General features: G+C 72.0%; 15 protein-coding genes. 8 read left to right on the forward strand and 7 right to left on the reverse strand.

Annotation, left to right across the window (positions count from 1 at the left end):
- The first annotated feature begins 24 nt into the window (after positions 1-24).
- Positions 25-1,302 carry a saccharopine dehydrogenase family protein gene (locus ACFYNS_RS06520; RefSeq protein ID WP_388601190.1) on the forward strand — a complete coding sequence of 426 codons (1,278 nt, stop codon included), beginning with the start codon at positions 25-27 and terminating at the stop codon, positions 1,300-1,302.
- An 18-nt stretch (positions 1,303-1,320) separates the two neighbouring features.
- The gene (locus ACFYNS_RS06525) at positions 1,321-1,743 is read left to right on the forward strand and encodes a VOC family protein (protein WP_360290586.1); all 423 of its coding nucleotides are present in this window, start codon (positions 1,321-1,323) and stop codon (positions 1,741-1,743) included.
- A 95-nt stretch (positions 1,744-1,838) separates the two neighbouring features.
- Here ACFYNS_RS06525 and ACFYNS_RS06530 read toward each other — a convergent pair whose 3' ends face one another.
- The gene (locus ACFYNS_RS06530) at positions 1,839-2,291 is read right to left on the reverse strand and encodes a YchJ family protein (protein ID WP_388601193.1); all 453 of its coding nucleotides are present in this window, start codon (positions 2,289-2,291) and stop codon (positions 1,839-1,841) included.
- Between the two features lie 121 nt (positions 2,292-2,412).
- Here ACFYNS_RS06530 and ACFYNS_RS06535 point away from each other — a divergent pair, with 121 nt between their 5' ends.
- A complete protein-coding gene (locus ACFYNS_RS06535; RefSeq protein WP_388601195.1) occupies positions 2,413-4,098 on the forward strand; it encodes an L-lactate permease in 1,686 nt (561 codons plus the stop codon).
- Positions 4,099-4,248: 150 nt separating this feature from the next.
- Here ACFYNS_RS06535 and ACFYNS_RS06540 read toward each other — a convergent pair whose 3' ends face one another.
- Together ACFYNS_RS06540 and ACFYNS_RS06545 are read right to left on the reverse strand one after the other, a co-directional pair.
- A complete protein-coding gene (locus ACFYNS_RS06540; protein WP_019357886.1) occupies positions 4,249-4,452 on the reverse strand; it encodes a cold-shock protein in 204 nt (67 codons plus the stop codon).
- Positions 4,453-4,632: 180 nt separating this feature from the next.
- A complete protein-coding gene (locus tag ACFYNS_RS06545; protein WP_360290580.1) occupies positions 4,633-5,625 on the reverse strand; it encodes a multicopper oxidase domain-containing protein in 993 nt (330 codons plus the stop codon).
- 209 nt (positions 5,626-5,834) lie between these two features.
- On the opposite strand from ACFYNS_RS06545, the gene ACFYNS_RS06550 reads away from it, so the two are divergent.
- Both ACFYNS_RS06550 and ACFYNS_RS06555 read left to right on the forward strand, forming a co-directional pair.
- Entirely contained in the window at positions 5,835-8,324 is a 2,490-nt protein-coding gene (locus ACFYNS_RS06550) for a ThuA domain-containing protein (protein WP_388601197.1), read from the forward strand.
- On the forward strand, positions 8,321-10,297 hold the full coding sequence (locus ACFYNS_RS06555; RefSeq protein WP_360290576.1) for an OmpL47-type beta-barrel domain-containing protein: 1,977 nt from the start codon (positions 8,321-8,323) through the stop codon (positions 10,295-10,297). Before ACFYNS_RS06550 ends, ACFYNS_RS06555 begins: the two co-directional genes overlap by 4 nt.
- A gap of 74 nt (positions 10,298-10,371) precedes the next feature.
- On the opposite strand, the gene ACFYNS_RS06560 is transcribed toward ACFYNS_RS06555, so the two are convergent.
- Positions 10,372-10,911, reverse strand: coding sequence for a TerD family protein (locus ACFYNS_RS06560; RefSeq protein WP_019357890.1), 540 nt, complete (start codon positions 10,909-10,911; stop codon positions 10,372-10,374).
- An 87-nt stretch (positions 10,912-10,998) separates the two neighbouring features.
- Complete coding sequence (locus tag ACFYNS_RS06565) at positions 10,999-11,652, reverse strand: TetR/AcrR family transcriptional regulator (protein WP_360290574.1); 654 nt, start codon at positions 11,650-11,652, stop codon at positions 10,999-11,001.
- A gap of 102 nt (positions 11,653-11,754) precedes the next feature.
- On the opposite strand from ACFYNS_RS06565, the gene ACFYNS_RS06570 reads away from it, so the two are divergent.
- Together ACFYNS_RS06570 and ACFYNS_RS06575 are read left to right on the forward strand one after the other, a co-directional pair.
- Positions 11,755-13,113 (forward strand): NAD(P)/FAD-dependent oxidoreductase, encoded by a 1,359-nt coding sequence (locus tag ACFYNS_RS06570; RefSeq protein WP_388601200.1) that lies wholly within the window; start codon positions 11,755-11,757, stop codon positions 13,111-13,113.
- A 163-nt stretch (positions 13,114-13,276) separates the two neighbouring features.
- The gene (locus tag ACFYNS_RS06575) at positions 13,277-14,533 is read left to right on the forward strand and encodes a DUF1266 domain-containing protein (protein ID WP_388601202.1); all 1,257 of its coding nucleotides are present in this window, start codon (positions 13,277-13,279) and stop codon (positions 14,531-14,533) included.
- A 67-nt stretch (positions 14,534-14,600) separates the two neighbouring features.
- Here ACFYNS_RS06575 and ACFYNS_RS06580 read toward each other — a convergent pair whose 3' ends face one another.
- A complete protein-coding gene (locus ACFYNS_RS06580; RefSeq protein WP_360290568.1) occupies positions 14,601-15,008 on the reverse strand; it encodes a RidA family protein in 408 nt (135 codons plus the stop codon).
- A gap of 98 nt (positions 15,009-15,106) precedes the next feature.
- On the reverse strand, positions 15,107-15,328 hold the full coding sequence (locus tag ACFYNS_RS06585; RefSeq protein ID WP_360290596.1) for a hypothetical protein: 222 nt from the start codon (positions 15,326-15,328) through the stop codon (positions 15,107-15,109).
- A gap of 259 nt (positions 15,329-15,587) precedes the next feature.
- On the opposite strand from ACFYNS_RS06585, the gene ACFYNS_RS06590 reads away from it, so the two are divergent.
- Positions 15,588-16,778 (forward strand): alcohol dehydrogenase catalytic domain-containing protein, encoded by a 1,191-nt coding sequence (locus ACFYNS_RS06590; RefSeq protein WP_360290566.1) that lies wholly within the window; start codon positions 15,588-15,590, stop codon positions 16,776-16,778.
- Positions 16,779-16,867 lie beyond the last annotated feature (89 nt).

The raw sequence follows: 16,867 nt of genomic DNA on the forward strand, positions 1-16,867 counted from the left end.
GCTTTCGGGCCCGGAGAGGTTGCTGTGGACGCTGAAGAGATCGGAGCCGCGGCGGAGAAGACCGCCGCGCCGGAGCGCCAGGCACGTGAGTTCGACATCGTCCTGTTCGGGGCGACCGGCTTCGTCGGCGAGCTGACCGCACGGTACCTGGCGGCCAACGCGCCCGGAAGCTGCCGCTGGGCGCTGGCCGGGCGCAACGAGCGGAAGTTGAAGGAGCTGCGCGAGCGGCTGGCCGCCGCGTACCCGGGCGCGGCCGAGGTGCCGCTGATCACCGCCGACGCCGGCGATCCGCGGGCGGCGGCCGACCTCGCGGCGCGCTCCCGTGTGGTGGCGAGCACGGTCGGGCCCTATCTGCGGTACGGCATCCGCCTGGTGGCCGCGTGCGCCGACGCGGGGACGGACTACCTCGACCTCTCCGGCGAGCCGGAGTTCGTGGACCTGATGTACCTGCGGCACCACTCCCGGGCACGGCGGACCGGCGCCCGCCTCGTGCACGCCTGCGGGTTCGACTCGGTACCGCACGACCTGGGTGCCCGCTTCACCGTGCAGCAGCTCCCGGAGGGGGTACCGCTGAGCGTCGACGGCTTCGTCCGTTCCAACGCGACCATCTCCGGCGGCACGTTCGCCAGCGCGCTGCTGTCCTTCTCGCGCGCCGACCGGATGGCCCGGACCGCCAAGGCCCGCCGGGCCGCCGATCCGCGCCCGGCGGACCGTTCGGTCCGGACGCCCACGGGCCGGGTACGGCACGAGGACGAGCTGGGACTGTGGGCCGTGCCGCTGCCGACCATCGACGGGCAGATCGTGGGGCGTTCGGCCGCCGCGCTGGAGCGGTACGGCCCGGCGTTCACCTACCGCCACTACGCGGGTGTCCGGCGGCTGCCGGTCGCGCTGGGCGGGATCGCGGGCGCGGGCGGCCTGTTCGCCGCGGCGCAGCTGCCGCCGCTGCGGCGGTTCCTGACCTCCCGGCTTGCCTCGGGCGAGGGGCCGGACGAGCACCGCCGGGCACGGAGCTGGTTCTCGGTGCGCTTCCTGGGCCGGGGCGGCGGACGGCGGGTGGTCACCGAGGTCGCGGGCGGCGACCCCGGCTACGACGAGACGGCCAAGATGTTCGCGGAGGCGGCGCTCTGCCTCGCCCACGACGACCTGCCGCCCACCTCGGGCCAGGTGACGACCGCCGTCGCGATGGGCGAGGCGCTGACCGCGCGGCTGATCCGCGCCGGAGTGGAGTTCCGGGTCCTGGAGGACTCCGAGGACTCCGAGGACTCCGAGGACTCCGAGGACTCCGGAAACGCACCGTACTGAGCTGCCCGGAGGCTTTCCATGCGAGTCAAGGATTTCGACCATCTCGTGCTCAAGGTGGCGGACGTCGAGCGGGCGCTGGCGTTCTACTGCGGGCCGCTGGGCCTGGAACCGGTCCGGGTCGAGGAGTGGCGGGCGGGTGCGGTCCCGTTCCCGTCGGTCCGGGTCAGCCCCGTCACGATCATCGATCTGCTCGACCGGTCCGGGGAGGCCGCCGAGGGCGGTGCGGACGGGACGAACGTCGACCACATCTGCCTGGTCGTCGAGCCGTTGGACTGGCGGGCAGTGCTCGCCTCGGGCGCCTTCCAGGTGCTGGAGGGCCCGGTCAGCCGCTTCGGCGCCCGGGGCACGGCGCAGTCGATCTACGTGCGGGATCCGGACGGCAACACGGTCGAGCTGCGCTGGTATCCGCAGGACGAGGAGGGAGCCCGGGCGAAGGACTGAACCCGGGGCCCACGGCGGGCCGGGAGCGCGGGCCGGGTCCGTCCTCGGCGCCCCGGCCGCGAGGCGGGTGCCCGGTCCCACCGCACCGTCCGGGTTCAGTCCACGGCGCCGTCCAGATAGCGCCAGGCGCCGTCCACCCGCACGAACCGGCTGCGCTCCTGCTGCGTTCCGGAAACGCCGTCGGCCCCGCGGTGGTGGGCGCGGAAGGTGACCGTCCCCTCGCGGTGGAAGGCGCTGCCCCCGGAGGCGGCGAGGATCTCCAGCCCCGTCCAGCGCGGCGCGCCGGACAGGTCCAGGTGCGCGGGACGGGTGTCCGGGTGCCAGGTGCGCAGCAGGTAGGCGGTGTCCGCCAGCGCGAAGGCGGCGTAGCGGGAGCGCATCAGCTCCTCCGCGGTGGCGGGCACCGCCTCGCCGCGGTGGAAGCGGCCGCAGCACACCGCGTAGCGGGCCGCTCCGCAGGGGCAGACGGCGGGCGCGTGGCGGCCGGGACCCGAGCGGTCGATGGCAGCCGGGGGGTGTGCTGGACGGGCGGGTTTGCGTCGGGGCATGTGTTCATCATGCCGGACCTCTGGACAGCGGCCTGTTCCGGAACCAACCTTGCGGAACGATCAGTTCGACACGGTTGACCCGCGGTTCCGGAACGCATGCCTGCGAGGGCGAAGGTGGGAGATGTACCGGCCCGATCTCTCCCCCGTGGCCGACAGCCTCGCGCTGTCCGCACTGGTGGGAGCGTTGCCCCTGCTCATCCTGTTCGCCCTGCTGGGCGGTCTGCGGCTGAAGGCCCACTGGTCGGGGCCGGCCGCGCTGGGCGTGTCGCTGGTGGTGGCCGTGTGGGCCTACGGCATGCCGGTGCATCTGGCGTTGCTCGCGGGCACCCAGGGTGCCGCCTTCGGGCTGTTCCCGATCATGTGGATCGTGCTGGCTGCCCTGTGGGTGCACCAGCTCACCGTCACCAGCGGCCGGTTCGCGGATCTGCGCCGCGCGTTCAACCTGGTCAGTGACGATCCGCGGGTCCAGGCGCTCATCATCGCGTTCTGCTTCGGCGCGCTGCTGGAGGCGCTGGCCGGGTTCGGCGCGCCGGTGGCGATCACCGGTGTGATGCTGATGGCGCTGGGTTTCTCGCCGGTGCGGGCGGCCGTCACGGTACTGGTGGCCAACACCGCGCCGGTGGCGTTCGGCGCGATCGGGACGCCGATCATCACGGCGGGGTCCCTCACCGGCATCGACCCCGCCGACATCGGGGCCTGTGTGGGCCGCCAGACACCGCTGCTGGCGCTGTTCGTGCCCCTGCTGCTGGTGGCGCTGGTGGACGGGGTGCGGGGGGTGCGGCAGACCTGGCCGGCCGCCCTGGTGTGCGGAGGCGCGTTCGCCGTGGCGCAGTTCGCGAGCTCCAACTACCTCTCGGTGGAGCTGACGGACATCGTCGCCGCGCTGGTGGCGCTGGGGGCCGTGGTCGCCTTCCTCCGCTTCTGGCGTCCGGTCGAGGGAGCACGGGTCCGGGAGGACCTGCGGTCGGCTGCCGTTCGCGAGCACCGAGAGGCGGGCGGGGAGCAGCCACTCGGCGCGGCGGAACGGCCCGGCGCGGCGGAACGGCCCGACGGGGAGCTGTCCCGGGCCCGGATCGGGCTCGCCTTCCTGCCCTACCTCGTGGTCATCGCGGTCTTCTCCGTCGCCAAGCTGTGGGACCCCGCCGAGACGTTCCTCGCGGGCAGCGATGTGCGGGTGCCGTGGCCGGGGCTGGACGGGGAGGTGCTGACGGCCTCCGGGGAGCAGTCCTCGGCCACCGTCTACGTCTTCCCCTGGCTCTCCTCGCCCGGCTCACTGCTCGTGCTGTGCGGGGTACTGGTGGCCGCCGTGTACCGGGTGGGGGCGCGGGACGCGGTACGCGAGTTCGTGCGGACGGTGGTGACGCTGCGCTGGGCGCTGCTCACGGTGGGGTCGGTGCTGGCCCTGGCGTATGTGATGAACCTCTCCGGCCAGACGATCACCATCGGCACCTGGATCGCGGGGGCGGGCGCCGCCTTCGCGTTCCTCTCACCGCTCCTGGGCTGGCTGGGTACGGCCGTCACGGGCTCGGACACCTCGGCCAACGCCCTGTTCGCCACGCTTCAGCAGACCGCGGCCGAGCGGGCGGGCCTGGATCCGACGCTGCTGGTCGCCGCGAACACCTCCGGCGGCGTGGTCGGCAAGATGATCAGCCCGCAGAACCTGACGATCGCGGCGACCGCCGTGGGGCTGCTCGGCAAGGAGGCCGTCCTCTTCCGCAAGGTCGTGGCCTGGAGCCTGCTGCTCCTGCTGGCGGTCTGCCTGCTGGTGCTGCTCCAGTCCGGCGTCGCCGCCTGGCTGCTGCCCTGACGCCATACGGCCCGCGGCCGCCGGAAACCGGCGGTGCGGTGGCCTCATGCCGGCCCCGGGAGCAACTCGCGGACGCGCCCCGGGGCCGGAAGCGGCGCAGGGCCCGCACCTCGTCGGTGCGGGCCCTGCGAGCGTCCTGCGCGGCAGGTGTCAGGCGGGGGTGATGTTCTCCGCCTGGGGGCCCTTCTGGCCCTGGGTGACGTCGAAGTTCACCTTCTGGCCCTCCTGCAGCTCACGGAAGCCCTGGGCGTTGATGTTCGAGTAGTGCGCGAAGACGTCGGCGCCGCCGCCGTCCTGCTCGATGAACCCGAAGCCCTTTTCCGAGTTGAACCACTTCACGGTGCCGGATGCCATTTTCTTCTCCTTCAGGGTGGCTGGGAGCGCACACCTCGTGCGCTCCGCGTCGCCGCAATGACCCCCATCCAGAGAAGCTCCGGAAAACAGAACGCGCCCGAGCCACAAAGCTCAGGCGCGCACACGTATGGGTACCAAAACTGCAACGTCTTCACGATACCACGGCCGGGGTGGGCGCTGTCAGCCGTGGCCGTCGTGGCCGGGCACGGTGCCGTCGGGTTTGGCGACGAGCAGCAGCCCCGCCATCCCCATGTCGGAGTGGCTCTGGACGTGGCAGTGGTACATCCACGCGCCCGCTCCGGAGCCCTCCCCGGCCAGGATCTGGAAGCCGAAGGAGTCCCCGGGGCCGGTGATCTTGTTGTCGACGACCGGGCTGGTGTCGTCCGGGCCCGCCAGCATGCCGGTGCGGTTGTCGGCCCAGCGGTGGGCGTGCATGTGGAACGTGTGGTAGTACTCACCGTGCGTGATCATGATGATCTCGACGCGGTCTCCCACGGTGGCCTCGAAGTCGGGGCCCTTGTCGAGGTTGTTGATGGTCATGTCGTTGAAGACGATGGTGAACTGGCGGTCGGGGTCGGGCAGTATGTCGCCCTCGCGGCGTACGACGACCGGGCCGTAGAGGCCGTTGCGGATCCCCCCGGTGCCGTGGTCGGTGCCGACGACGTGGTCGTGGTAATGCCAGTATCCGGCGCTGCCGGGACGCCAGGTGCCGTCCTTGCGGCGGCCGGGCGCGTGGGTGCGCCAGGTGTAGGTGCGCTTGCCCCCCGGCTCGACATGGCTCTTGTTCATCCTGGTGCCGTCGCTGGCGATGTCGTAGTCCACACCGTGCGGGTGGAGGCTGGCCGCGACGTCCATGGTGTTCTCGAACTCGACGTGCAGGGTGTCGCCTTCGACGAGTTCGATCAGCGGCCCGGGGACGGTGGCCTTCCCCTTCTCCAGGCCGTAGCCCATCCTGCCGTCGGGGAGCTTCTCCACGTACATCTTCATCCGCCGGGTCTCACCGCCCTTGCCCGCGCGGCGGATCGCCGCGGAGCGGGCCGGTGCCGCCTGCGCCGAGGGGGCGGCCGCGGTCAGCGCGCTCCCGCCGACCGCGGCGACGGCGCCCGAGGCCAGCAGGCCTCTGCTGAAGGTGCGGCGGGTGTGGGTGCCGGAGCTTCGGGTTTCTCGGGTCATCGTTCTCGGTCTCCCCCGGGGGCGTGTGGCCAATGGAGTGTTGAACGGTGCGCCGCGCAATGCGAGTTGCAGGGGACGGTAGCGCCGGAGACAGCGTTTATCCACACTCAGGACAAAGTTCGTCGGATTACGGTCATAGCTCTTGGCGAACCGCCGAAAGAGGTCTAGCTTCTGCCACGTTTCGGTGACAGAAGAGGGGTGGATCACGCATGCGGCTCCAACCGCACCCAAAACGGGCGAGACCCCGACGCAGGAGGATCGCCGCGCTGCTGGCGGGCGCGCTCGCCGCCGGTCTGCTCGGCGCACCCGCGCTGGCGGCACCACCGCCGGGAGCGCCCGCGCCCAAGCTGGCGCTGCCGAGCCCCCCGGGCGGTGAGGACGTCCGGGTCCTGGTCTTCCACGGCGCGACGGGCGAGGAGTCCCCCACCGTCGACGCCGCGATCGAGGCCATCGAGAAGATCGGACAGCAGGGCCCGGCCCAGGAGCACTTCACCATCCGCGCGACCGACGATCCGGCGATCTTCACCAAGCCGCGGCTCGGCCGCTTCAACGCCGTGGTCTTCCTGACCGGCGACGGCGACGTGCTCGACCCGGCGCAGGAGGCCGGCCTGGAGAGCTTCATGGAGGCGGGCGGCGGCTTCCTCGGCGTCCACGACGCCGCGCGTGCCGAGCCGTACTCGGAGTGGTTCACCGGGCTGATCGGCGCCCGCCCGGCCGAGCACAGCCCCTCGAAGGTGCAGCGGGCCACCGTCGAGGTCGGCGACCGGCAGCACCCTGCGACCAAGGATCTGCCCGTCGAGTGGAAGCGTCCCGACAGGTGGCTCAACTGGCGGGAGAACCCCTCCGGGAAGGTACACACCGTCGCACGGCTGCGCACCACCACCTACGACGGCGGCGCGGACGCCGGCGGCTGGGACCACCCGGTCTCCTGGTGCCGCGACTACGACGGCGGACGCTCGTTCTACACGTCCATGGGCGGGACCTCGGCCGGCTTCGCCGAGACCGACTTCCGCACCCATCTGCGGGGCGCCCTGATGTGGACGACGCGGCTGGCGCGCGCCGACTGCCAGGCGGCCATCTCCGCCAACTACGAGGCGAAGCGGCTCACCGAGCCCAACCAGCCCGGGCAGTCCGACCAGATCGGCGAGCCGCACGGCGTGGTCACCGCGAAGGACGGCCGGGTCTTCTACATCGGACGCGGCGGCGGCGACGCCTCCCAGCCGGTGGTCACCGACTGGGACGACCCCGACATCGGCAAGGGCAAGGGCCAGGTGCACATCTGGGACCCGAAGACGGAACAGGTCACCCTGGCGGGCGAACTGACGGTCTTCGGCAACAAGGGCGGCGGCGGCGAACTGGTCAAGAACGAGGAGGGGCTGCTCGGCATCGAACTGGACCCGGACTTCGCCCGCAACGGCTGGGTCTACCTGCACTACACGCCGCACAGCGAGATCAACCGCGACACGCACATGGCGAAGCGGCGCGTCTCCCGCTTCACGCTGGACCAGGGGACCGGCAAACTGGACCTGGGCTCGGAGAAGGTGCTGCTCGAGTGGCCGGTGCAGATCCACAGCTGCTGCCACGCGGGCGGCGGCATGGCCTGGGACTCCGAGGACAACCTCTACATCGCCACGGGTGACAACAACTCCTCGCAGTACAGCGACGGCTACTCGGGGAACAACCCGGAGCCGAACTTCAAGGGGGTCTCGTTCGCCGACGCGCGCCGCACGGCGGGCAACACCAACAACCTCAACGGCAAGATCCTGCGCATCCACCCCGAGGACGACGGCACCTACACCCTCCCCGAGGACAACCTGTTCACCGGCGAGGAGACCGAGGAGGGCGGCGGCAAGACCCGGGGCGAGATCTATGTGATGGGGGTCCGCAACCCGGCACGGATCGCCGTCGACAAGGAGACCGACACGCTCTACGCGGGCTGGGTCGGCCCCGACGCGCAGTCCCCGAGCCCGACCTGGGGCCCGGCCAAGTACGACACCTTCGCCAGGATCACCAGCGCGGGCAACCAGGGCTGGCCGTACTGCATGGGCAACGAGCAGCCCTACCGGGACCGCAACCTGCCCGACCCGAGCAAGCCGCTGGGCTGGTACGACTGCGACCATCTGAAGAACGAGTCGCCCAACAACGACGGCCTGGTCAACATCCCGCCGGCCCGCGGGAACAACATCTGGTACGCGCCGCAGGGCGGCGGGCCGGACTTCCCCCGCGACGAGAACGGCGTCCCCAGCTACCAGGAGGACGAGCAGCAGCTCACCCTCCCCTGGCTGAAGGGCGGCGGCCAGGCGGCGATGAACGGACCGCTCTACCGGTTCGACGCGGACAACCCGGCGGAGGGCAAGTGGCCCTCGTACTGGGACGGCAAGTGGTTCGTGGGCGACTTCTACGACGGCGACCAGCCGCGGCACGCGCTGGTGATGCCGAAGGGCGACACCGTGGGCGCGCAGCCCGACCACGCCGAGAGCCTGGACGGCATCGTCCCCGTCGGCAAGGGCGGCATCCGCAATCTCATGGACTGGAAGTTCGGACCCGACGGTGCGCTGTACGTCCTCGACTACGGGCGCGGGTTCTTCACCTCCGACGACAAGTCCGCGCTGTGGCGGGTGACGTACAAGGGCGGCGAGCCGACACCGAGCCCGGAGGACATGGCCGAACCGGCGCTGCGGAAGGAGACGGTCCGATGAGGGCGAGCGTGCGAGCTGGGCGCCGCGGGAGACGCGAGCGGCACCGGTTGGTGACGGCCCTGCTGGGAGCCCTGGTGATGGTGCTCGGCCTGACCTCCGGTACGGCGTGGGGACAGGGCACGGCCCTGGCCGGCGCCCGGAGCACGGGGCAGAGCGGCCCGGCCGCCGACGCGCAGGTGCTGACCTGGACGGCGAACGACGACATGACGAAGTACGCCTCGGCGCCCTCGACCGCGGTGGCGGGCAAGGCGACGATCGTCTTCGAGAACAGCGAGGCCACCGGCAACACCACCGGTATGTCGCACACCCTCACCTTCGTCACCTCCGACCCGGACCACAACCAGGACGTGGACCTCAACATCCTGGCCTCGCCCAACGACTCCGAAGGCGGGAAGCACACCGCGGAGGTCACCCTGACCCCGGGGACCTACAAGTACCACTGCACCATCCCCGGGCATCAGCAGATGACCGGAACCCTGGTGGTGACCGGGGACGATCCGGGTGAGGACAGCACGCCGCCCGAGACCTCCGCCGCGGTCGAGGGCGACCAGGACGAGGACGGCAACTACCTGGGCAGCGCGACGGTCACGGTCACGGCCTCGGACGCGGACTCGGGCGTCGAAAGCATCGAGTACGCCCTGGACGGCGGCGGCTTCCAGCCCTACACGGCGCCGGTGACGGTGGCCGACGCCGGCGAGCACACCGTCCGCTACCGGGCCGAGGACAAGGCCGGGAATCCGGCGGAGGAGAAGTCGGTCGACTTCACCGTCGTCGAACCGCCGGACGAGGACACCACCCCGCCGACAGCCCAGGGCAGCGCCGAGGGCAGCAAGAACTCGGACGGCCACTTCATCGGCCGGGCGACGGTCACCGTGACGGCCGCGGACGACAAGTCCGGGGTCGAGAGGATCGAGTACTCGCTGGACGGCGCCCCCTACGTCGACTACGCCGAGCCGCTGGTTCTCGACCGGGCCGGGTATCACGCCGTCACCTACCGCGCGGCCGACAAGGCGGGCAACGTCTCGGAGCCGCAGCGGCTGTCGTTCCGGATCGTGGCGGGCGGCGGGGTTCCGGCGCCGGCCTGCCCGGAGTACGACGAGCGGGAGACGGTGATCGTCGGCACCGTGGACACCGGGGTGCCCAACCGCATGACGAAGCGCCGCTGCACCGTCAACGAGCTGATCGAGGACGAGAAGGAGTGGACGTCCCAGGCGCTGTTCCTCAAGCACGTGCGCGGGGTCACCGAGGGGCTGGTCAAGGAGGGGGTGCTCGTACCCCGCGAGCAGAAGCTGATCAACCGCGCCGCCAAGCGCTCCGGGATCGGGACACCGGGTCAGGAGACCGGCTACCGCGACCTGTTCGACGGCAGCGAGGAGTCCTTCGCCGACTGGGAGCAGGTCGGCGGCGGAAAGTTCGGGCTCAACGACGACGGCAGCATGACCAGCGACAGCTCGGTCGAGGGCATGGGAATGCTGTGGTACCCGAAGCGCAAGTACGGCGACTTCTCGCTGAAGCTCCAGTTCCGTGACGACGCGCCGGGGGACGGCCGGGCCAACAGCGGGGTCTTCGCCCGCTTCCCCGACGTGCACGACCACCCGGAGGAGTCGCGGCCGGAGTGGGTGGCCATCAAGTACGGCCATGAGCTGCAGATCCTGGACCGCCCCGACGGGGACATGTACAAGACCGGCTCCGTCTACGGGTTCGACCGCGTCGGCCTGGCGGGCGCGGGCGTCACCCCGAAGGGCACCTGGAACGACTACGAGATCCGGGTGGTGGGCCAGCACTACGAGATCTACCGCAACGGCACGCTGATCAACGAGTTCGACAACGACCGCGGACAGGTATTCGAACCGCCGCGCTCCGACGACCCGGGTACCGACGGGCGCCGCTACGCCTCGGGCTATGTGGGCCTCCAGGTCCACAGCACGACGGACGTGGTCTCGTACCGGAACGTGCGGATCAAGGAGCTGTAGCAGCAGCGCGACGGCCGGGGCACGAGCGGCCGGGCGGGCGGTGCCGGGATCCCCGGCGCCGCCCGCCTCCGCTGTCAGGAGCCGCGCTGCTCCGGGATGCCCATCCGGGAGGCGAACTCCTCGGGGGCGCCCTGGTAGCCGCGCAGCACCGGCGTGTGGTGCCACTCCCCCGTCCCGCCCCGGGCGAACTCGGCGACGGTGGCCGCGGTCGCGTCCGGGACGCCGGAGAAGTCGTCCTGGGACAGCTCCTCGTAGCCCTCCTTGACCTGCACGGCCGTGTTGGGGACCTGCGCGAACGTCTTGTGCCCCTCGCCCTGCTGGATGGCGACACCCACCACGACCCGCACGTACTCCTCGGAGAGCCGGTCCAGTTCGAGGGTGAGCACCTCGTCGGAGCCGAAGCCCTGGCCGGTCTTGCTGTCCCGGTTCAGGATGATGGTGCCGTCCGGGGCGCGGCTGTCGAAGTGCACCAGGTAGGCGGGCTCGCCGTAGGGTGCGTCGGCGGTGTAGGTGGCAGCCACTATGTCGAGGTCGTGCTCGGGCTCACCCAGCGGACTGGGGTCCCACTTGAGAGTGACCTCCACCTTGTCGAGCCCTTTGTTGAGACTGCTCATCCTGCCCCCTCCTCGTGTGCGGCGCGCCCGCCGCAACCGACCGGATCTGCACGGCAGTTCCATCCTGCCACGCCGGACGGTGAACGCTCAGGAGCGCATCCGGGTGAGACGGGAGCGCTCCAGACCGGTCCACACGGCGTCCACCGCCGCCGACACGACCCGCGCACGGGGGATCTCGGGCCGGTCGAGCCACCACAGAGCCAGCCCCTGGAGCACGCTGCGGCACACCTCCCAGGCCAGTTCGGCCTCGACACGGGCGTCCTCGCCGGGGGCGGTGTCGAGGGGGATGCCGACGAGCCGGGCGAAGAAGGGAAGCAGGGCCTCGCGGCTGCCGTCGACGACGGCCCGGTGGTCGGCGCGCACTTCCTCGTCCCCGGTGGTGTCGCGGAAGAGCATCCGCCAGGCGTAGGGGTGGGTCTCGATGTAGCCGAACCAGGCGTCGAAGGCGCGCGCCACCTCCTGGGTGCCCAGTTCACCGGCGGCGCCGCCGGGGGCTGGCAGCCGCTCGCGCCACAGCTCACGGAGCTCGGCGAAGTGCCGCTCCAACAGGCGGCGGTGGAGTTCCCGCTTGGAGGGGAAGTGGTCGTAGACCACGGGGACCGAGACGCCGGAGCGCCGGGCGATCTCGTCCATGGAGGCCCGCTGGTAGCCGTGCGCGGCGAAGACCTCGGTTGCGGCCTCCTCGATGACGGTGCGGCGCTGCTGGGCGCTCATGCGCTTGCGGGGGTGCGCTGTTGACAACCTAGCGTTCCTTAGGTTTAGCCTGGGACCGGTAACCTAGCAAGAACTAGGTTATCGCAGGCTACGGCCTGCCTGGCACTCCGACAAGGGGCGGCGGCAGCGATGAGCAGCGGTGACGAGCGGTACGACGTGATCGTGGTCGGCGCACGGTGCGCGGGGGCGCCGCTGGCGGCGCTGCTCGCCCGGCGGGGGTTCGAGGTGTGCCTGGTGGAGAAGGCGGAGCCGGGCGGTGACACACCCTCGACCCACATCTTCGAGGCGGACGCGCTGGCCTTCCTGGCGGACCTCGGTGTCCTCGCGGAGCTGCGCGCCACCGGCGCCCCGTTGATCGCGCGGGCCGACGCCCGCGTGGGCGACCTGCGCTGGCCCGCCACCTGGCCGGTGCGCCGGGGCGACCCGGGCGGAGTGATGTCGGTGCGCCGCTTCCGGCTCGACCCCGTGCTCGTCGACGCGGCCCGCACCGCGGGGGCGGAAGTGGCCACCGGGACAGCGGTCACCGACCTGGTCAGGGACGAGGACGGCAGGGTGGCGGGCGTGCGGGTCTCCCCGGCCACGGGGGGCGGGGAGACCCGGGACGGCACGGCACGCGAACGGGTGCTGCGGGCCCGGCTGGTGGTGGGCGCCGACGGCCGGTCCTCCACGGTCGCGCGGCGGGCCGGCGCCCGCCCCTACCACGTGACGCCCAACCAGTTCGCGCTCTTCTGGGGCTACTTCACCGGAGCGGCGGCCGGTGTGGAACCGACCTTCGTCTTCCACCGCTGGGCCGACCGCGTCGTGCTCGGCTGCCCCACCGACGACGGGCTCTACCAGGTGCAGGTGGGCGTGGACCCGGCGCGGCTGCGCGCGTTCCGCGCCGGGCTGCCCGGCAGTCTGCTGGAGTACGCGCGAGCCGCCGAACCCGTCGCCGAGGCGCTGGCCGGCGCCCGGCCGGTGGGCGAGCCGCGCGGGATGACGCACTGGAAGGGCTACTTCCGCGAACCGGCCGGGCCCGGCTGGGTGCTGGTCGGGGACGCGGGGCACTTCAAGGACCCCACCGCCGGACGCGGAATCGGCGACGCCTTCCTGCAGGCCGACGAACTGGCGCGCACCGTGGCCGCACACCTCGCGCGGAGCACGGGAGAACTGGACGCGGCGCTGCAACGCTGGGGAGCCTGGCGGGACGCGGAGTTCGTGGAGCCGTACTGGTTCGCGACCGACATCGGCAGCCTGGCGCCGCTGCCCGCCGTACTGCCCGAGGTGCTGCGGGGGATGCACCGCGCGGGTACGGCCGACAGCCTCTTCGAACTGGTCAACCACCGCGCGAAGCCGAGCGACCTCCTCACCGGTCCGCGGCTGCTCGGCGCGGTGGGCCGGCTGCTGGCCCGGGGCCGGGTGGGCGTCCTGCGGGAGACGGCCCGGCTGGCCGCCGACGACCGGCGGCGGCGCGCGCTGGCCCGCCGTCCCCGGTACGAGGCCGGCTGAGCACGGCGTGGCGCCCTGCCCGCCCGGCCGCCGCCGCGCGTGCACACGGACGCCGGTTCCTCCCCGCGGGCCCGGCCGGGCGCGCGGGAGCGGTAGCGTGACCGTTCGATCATGACCAGCGGTCCCGGCGGGTCAGCCGGCGGGCCGGGAACGGGGCACGAGGGTGTACGCGGTAGGCGAGCAGGACGATCACGACGACGTCTTCCCGGTCGTCGAGCACGACGGAGCGGAGCACTGGGAGGCCCCGGGCGAGCTGGAGCGGCGGCTGTACAAGCTGCACGAGGTCGACGAGAGCTACACCTACCTGCGCACCCTCGCCGAGAACGGCGTCTACCACCCGATGCCGATCGAGCAGACCGTCCGCGACCCCGCCGGACGGCGGCCGGTCACCAGTGAGATCACCGGCTCGGACGGCGTCACCCGCACCGTCGCCCAGGTCTACACCGACGGCCTGCTGCCCCGGCCGCACCCGTACGTGGTCTTCGAGTTCATCACGCTGGGCACCCTCGCCGACATCCTGCCGCCCGAGGTCGAGGTGCTCGTCGTCAATGGCGCGACACCCTGCCAGGAGCTGTTCCGGGTGGACGAGGAGGAGCGGGAGGTCTGGTCGGAGCTGCACGAGGAACTGTTCGATCCGCACGCGCTCACCGGCCGCCTCGTCACCCGGCGGACCGGAGCCCCGGAGTCCGGCCCCCTGCTGCACGGTCTGGCGTGCGGTGCCCATCTGTGCTTCGGCAACGGGGACCCCTGGAACACCCTGGACTGGCACGGCGCCGGCTACAGCAACGAGGTCGAACGGCTGGCGGAATACTGGGGGGTCGAGAGCCGGGAGGACTGGCTGGAGACCGAACAGCGGCTGCTGGAGTGCGAAGTCAGCCCCTGGTACTGGGATTTCGTGCTCGGGGCCCGCCTCGCCCTGGAGAAGGAGCACCACGGCCGGGGCCCGGTGGACGCCGGGCAGTGGCGGGACTGTGTGGAGGGGACACTGCGCCGGGCCGTCGAGGCCCCCGAGGGTCCGGACTTCGACGCCTTCCTGGCGGACCTGCGTGGACTGGTGGGCAAGGTCCTGCGGTACGAGGCGCGCTTCCGCGCCGACGGGCTGATCGGCCCGGACGAGGTGATCCGCACCGTCGCCGCCTGGGACTTGGGCCGCGCCTCCAAGATGGCCCGCTGGGGGCGGGGGGCCCGCTACGCGACCCGCGCCGAGATGTACGACGCGATCGAGCGGGTCAGCACCGGCGTGCGGAGCACCTACCGCTCCTGGGCGGAGTTCTCGGCGGCCTACGTGATGGGCCGCTGTCTGCACTTCGACGAGGAGCGGTTCGGCGCCTGGTACACCGAGGTGCTGGAGGCGCACCGGGCGCTGCTGCGGGCGCCGCGCAGCCCCTGGCGGACGGTGCCGTTCCGGCTTCCGGACTGACCGTGCCGGGATGCACTGTCAGTCCATGAGTCAGACCCACCGGAGAAGCCACCACACATCCTCACTGTCAGTCCCGGACCGCCGCCACCGCCTCGATCTCGACCAGCTGGTCGGAATACCCCAGCACGGTGACGCCCAGCAGTGTGCTGGGCACGTCGTGGTCGCCCACGGCGTCCCGGTACACCTCCCAGGCCGCCACCAGGTCGGCCTGGCTGCTGGAGGCCACCAGGACCCGGGTGCTGATCAGATCCCCCAGGTCGGCACCCGCCTCGTGCAGCGCGGTGCGCAGGTTCCCGACCGCGCGGGCGGCCTGGCCCGCGTAGTCGCCGACGGGGGTGACGGTGCCGTCGTCCGCCAGCGGGCAGGCCCCCGCGAGGAAGATCAGGCGCGCGTCGGGCGGCGCCGCTGCCGCGTACGCGTACTCGGCCACGTCGGAGAGGCTCCGGGAGCGGATCAGGGTCACGGCTCGGGCCACGGGTGTTCCCTTCGGCAGGTGCGGCAGGTCTCCCCCCGTACCCCAGCGCAACGCGCAGAACGGCGCAACCGGTTTCCGCGCCGCGCGGAAGGCGGCGCTCAGCCGGCCGCGAGCTGCTTGAGACGGCCGATCGACTCCGCGTCGCAGAAGTGGAGGAAGCCCCTGGGGTCCCACGGGTGGTAGTGGTCGCTCAACTCCACGAAGTCGCACCCGGCGGCCTCGGCGGCGATCGCTGGGTGCACCTCCCGGCCGGAGGCCGGGGGGAGGATCAGTTCCCGGGGGCCGTACTGCTCGGGGGCGAGCCTGTCGCCGCCCTGCATCTGCCCTGCTCCTCGGTCGCTCCCCCTCGGGCGAGTCCGCTTCCTCTCGCCCGTCCCCGCCGTTCCGCGCGGGGTGTGACACGGCGGAGCCGGGGAACCGCCGGGTAGCGGCATTCCCCGTCCGGAGGAGACCAGCCGTGAACGCACTCCCGGACCTGTCGGTGCCGGCGGCAGGGGCCCGGCAGGGCCCGTCAGCGCCGACCGGGTGATGGATGCGGTGCTGGTACCGGTCGGTACCGGAGACGTCCTGGAGGAAGCGATGAGGGCTCTGACCTACCACGGCAGGCGCGATGTGAGTGTCGAGACCGTGCCTGATCCGGAGATCACCGAGCCGGACGACATCGTCGTACAGATCACCACGAGCGGGATCTGCGGGTCCGATCTACACCTGTACGAGGTACTCGGGCCGTTCATGGGCGAGGGCGACATCCTCGGGCACGAGCCGATGGGAGTGGTCGTGGAGGTCGGCCCGGAGGTGGCCGCGGTCACCCCCGGCGACCGGGTGGTGGTGCCGTTCAACGTCAGTTGCGGCACCTGCTGGATGTGCCGTCAGGGCCTCCACTCGCAGTGCGAGACCACTCAGGTGCACGACTACCACAGCGGGGCCGCCCTGTTCGGCTTCAGCAAGCTCTACGGCCAGGTGCCGGGAGGGCAGGCCGAGTTCCTGCGCGTCCCGTTCGGCAACCACCTGCCGGTGAAGGTGCCGGACGGGCCCCCGGACGAACGCTTCGTGTACCTCTCGGACGTGCTGCCCACAGCCTGGCAGGCGGTGTCCTACGCGGACATCCCCCACGGCGGCAGCGTCACCGTACTGGGCCTGGGGCCGATCGGGGACATGGCGACGCGCATCGCCCAGCACCAGGGCGCCGAACTGGTGATCGGCGTGGATCTGGTGACCGAGCGGCTGGAGCGCGCCCGCGCACACGGTGTCCACACCCTGGACCTGCGCGAGCACCACGACCTCGGCGCAGCCGTGCGGGAGCTGACACAGGGCCGGGGCACGGACGCGGCCATCGACGCCGTCGGCATGGAGGCGCACGGCGCCCCCGTCGCCAGGGCCGCGCACCAGGCCGTCGGACTGCTGCCGGAGTCCCTGGGCGCCAGGATGATGCAGCGCGCCGGGGTCGATCGGCTGACAGCGCTGAACGCGGCGTTCGACGTCGTGCGGCGCGGCGGCACCGTCTCGGTCGTGGGCGTCTACGGCGGCGCCGCCGACCCGCTGCCGATGCTGAAGCTGTTCGACAAGCAGATCCAGCTGCGGATGGGTCAGGCGAACGTGCGCCACTGGGTGGACGAGATCCTCCCGCTGCTGACGGATGAGGACCCCCTGGGGGTGGACCACTTCGCCACGCACTCCCTGCCGCTGGAGAAGGCACCGGAGGCGTACGGCACCTTCCAGCGCAAGGAGGACGGCATGGTCAAGACGCTGCTGAAGCCCCCGGCGAGGTGAGGCGGGCCCGACACCCTCGCCCCGGCAGAACGAGCTGTTGCTCCAGGCGGGGCCGGTGACGTCTACAGCCGTGCGGCCGCGCCGCCCGA

The sequence above is a fragment of the Streptomyces sp. NPDC006925 genome (assembly GCF_042869575.1).
Lineage (GTDB): Bacteria > Actinomycetota > Actinomycetes > Streptomycetales > Streptomycetaceae > Streptomyces.

What these genes read in the sequence shown, in the direction of transcription:
- ACFYNS_RS06545 (WP_360290580.1), bottom strand. Translation starts at nt 5,625, where the DNA reads ATGACCCGAGAAACCCGAAGCTCCGGCACCCACACCCGCCGCACCTTC.
- ACFYNS_RS06560 (WP_019357890.1), bottom strand. Translation starts at nt 10,911, where the DNA reads ATGAGCAGTCTCAACAAAGGGCTCGACAAGGTGGAGGTCACTCTCAAG.
- ACFYNS_RS06540 (WP_019357886.1), bottom strand. Translation starts at nt 4,452, where the DNA reads ATGGCATCCGGCACCGTGAAGTGGTTCAACTCGGAAAAGGGCTTCGGG.
- ACFYNS_RS06590 (WP_360290566.1), top strand. Translation starts at nt 15,588, where the DNA reads ATGAGGGCTCTGACCTACCACGGCAGGCGCGATGTGAGTGTCGAGACC.
- ACFYNS_RS06570 (WP_388601200.1), top strand. Translation starts at nt 11,755, where the DNA reads ATGAGCAGCGGTGACGAGCGGTACGACGTGATCGTGGTCGGCGCACGG.
- ACFYNS_RS06585 (WP_360290596.1), bottom strand. Translation starts at nt 15,328, where the DNA reads ATGCAGGGCGGCGACAGGCTCGCCCCCGAGCAGTACGGCCCCCGGGAA.
- ACFYNS_RS06535 (WP_388601195.1), top strand. Translation starts at nt 2,413, where the DNA reads ATGTACCGGCCCGATCTCTCCCCCGTGGCCGACAGCCTCGCGCTGTCC.
- ACFYNS_RS06550 (WP_388601197.1), top strand. Translation starts at nt 5,835, where the DNA reads ATGCGGCTCCAACCGCACCCAAAACGGGCGAGACCCCGACGCAGGAGG.
- ACFYNS_RS06530 (WP_388601193.1), bottom strand. Translation starts at nt 2,291, where the DNA reads ATGCCCCGACGCAAACCCGCCCGTCCAGCACACCCCCCGGCTGCCATC.
- ACFYNS_RS06555 (WP_360290576.1), top strand. Translation starts at nt 8,321, where the DNA reads ATGAGGGCGAGCGTGCGAGCTGGGCGCCGCGGGAGACGCGAGCGGCAC.
- ACFYNS_RS06525 (WP_360290586.1), top strand. Translation starts at nt 1,321, where the DNA reads ATGCGAGTCAAGGATTTCGACCATCTCGTGCTCAAGGTGGCGGACGTC.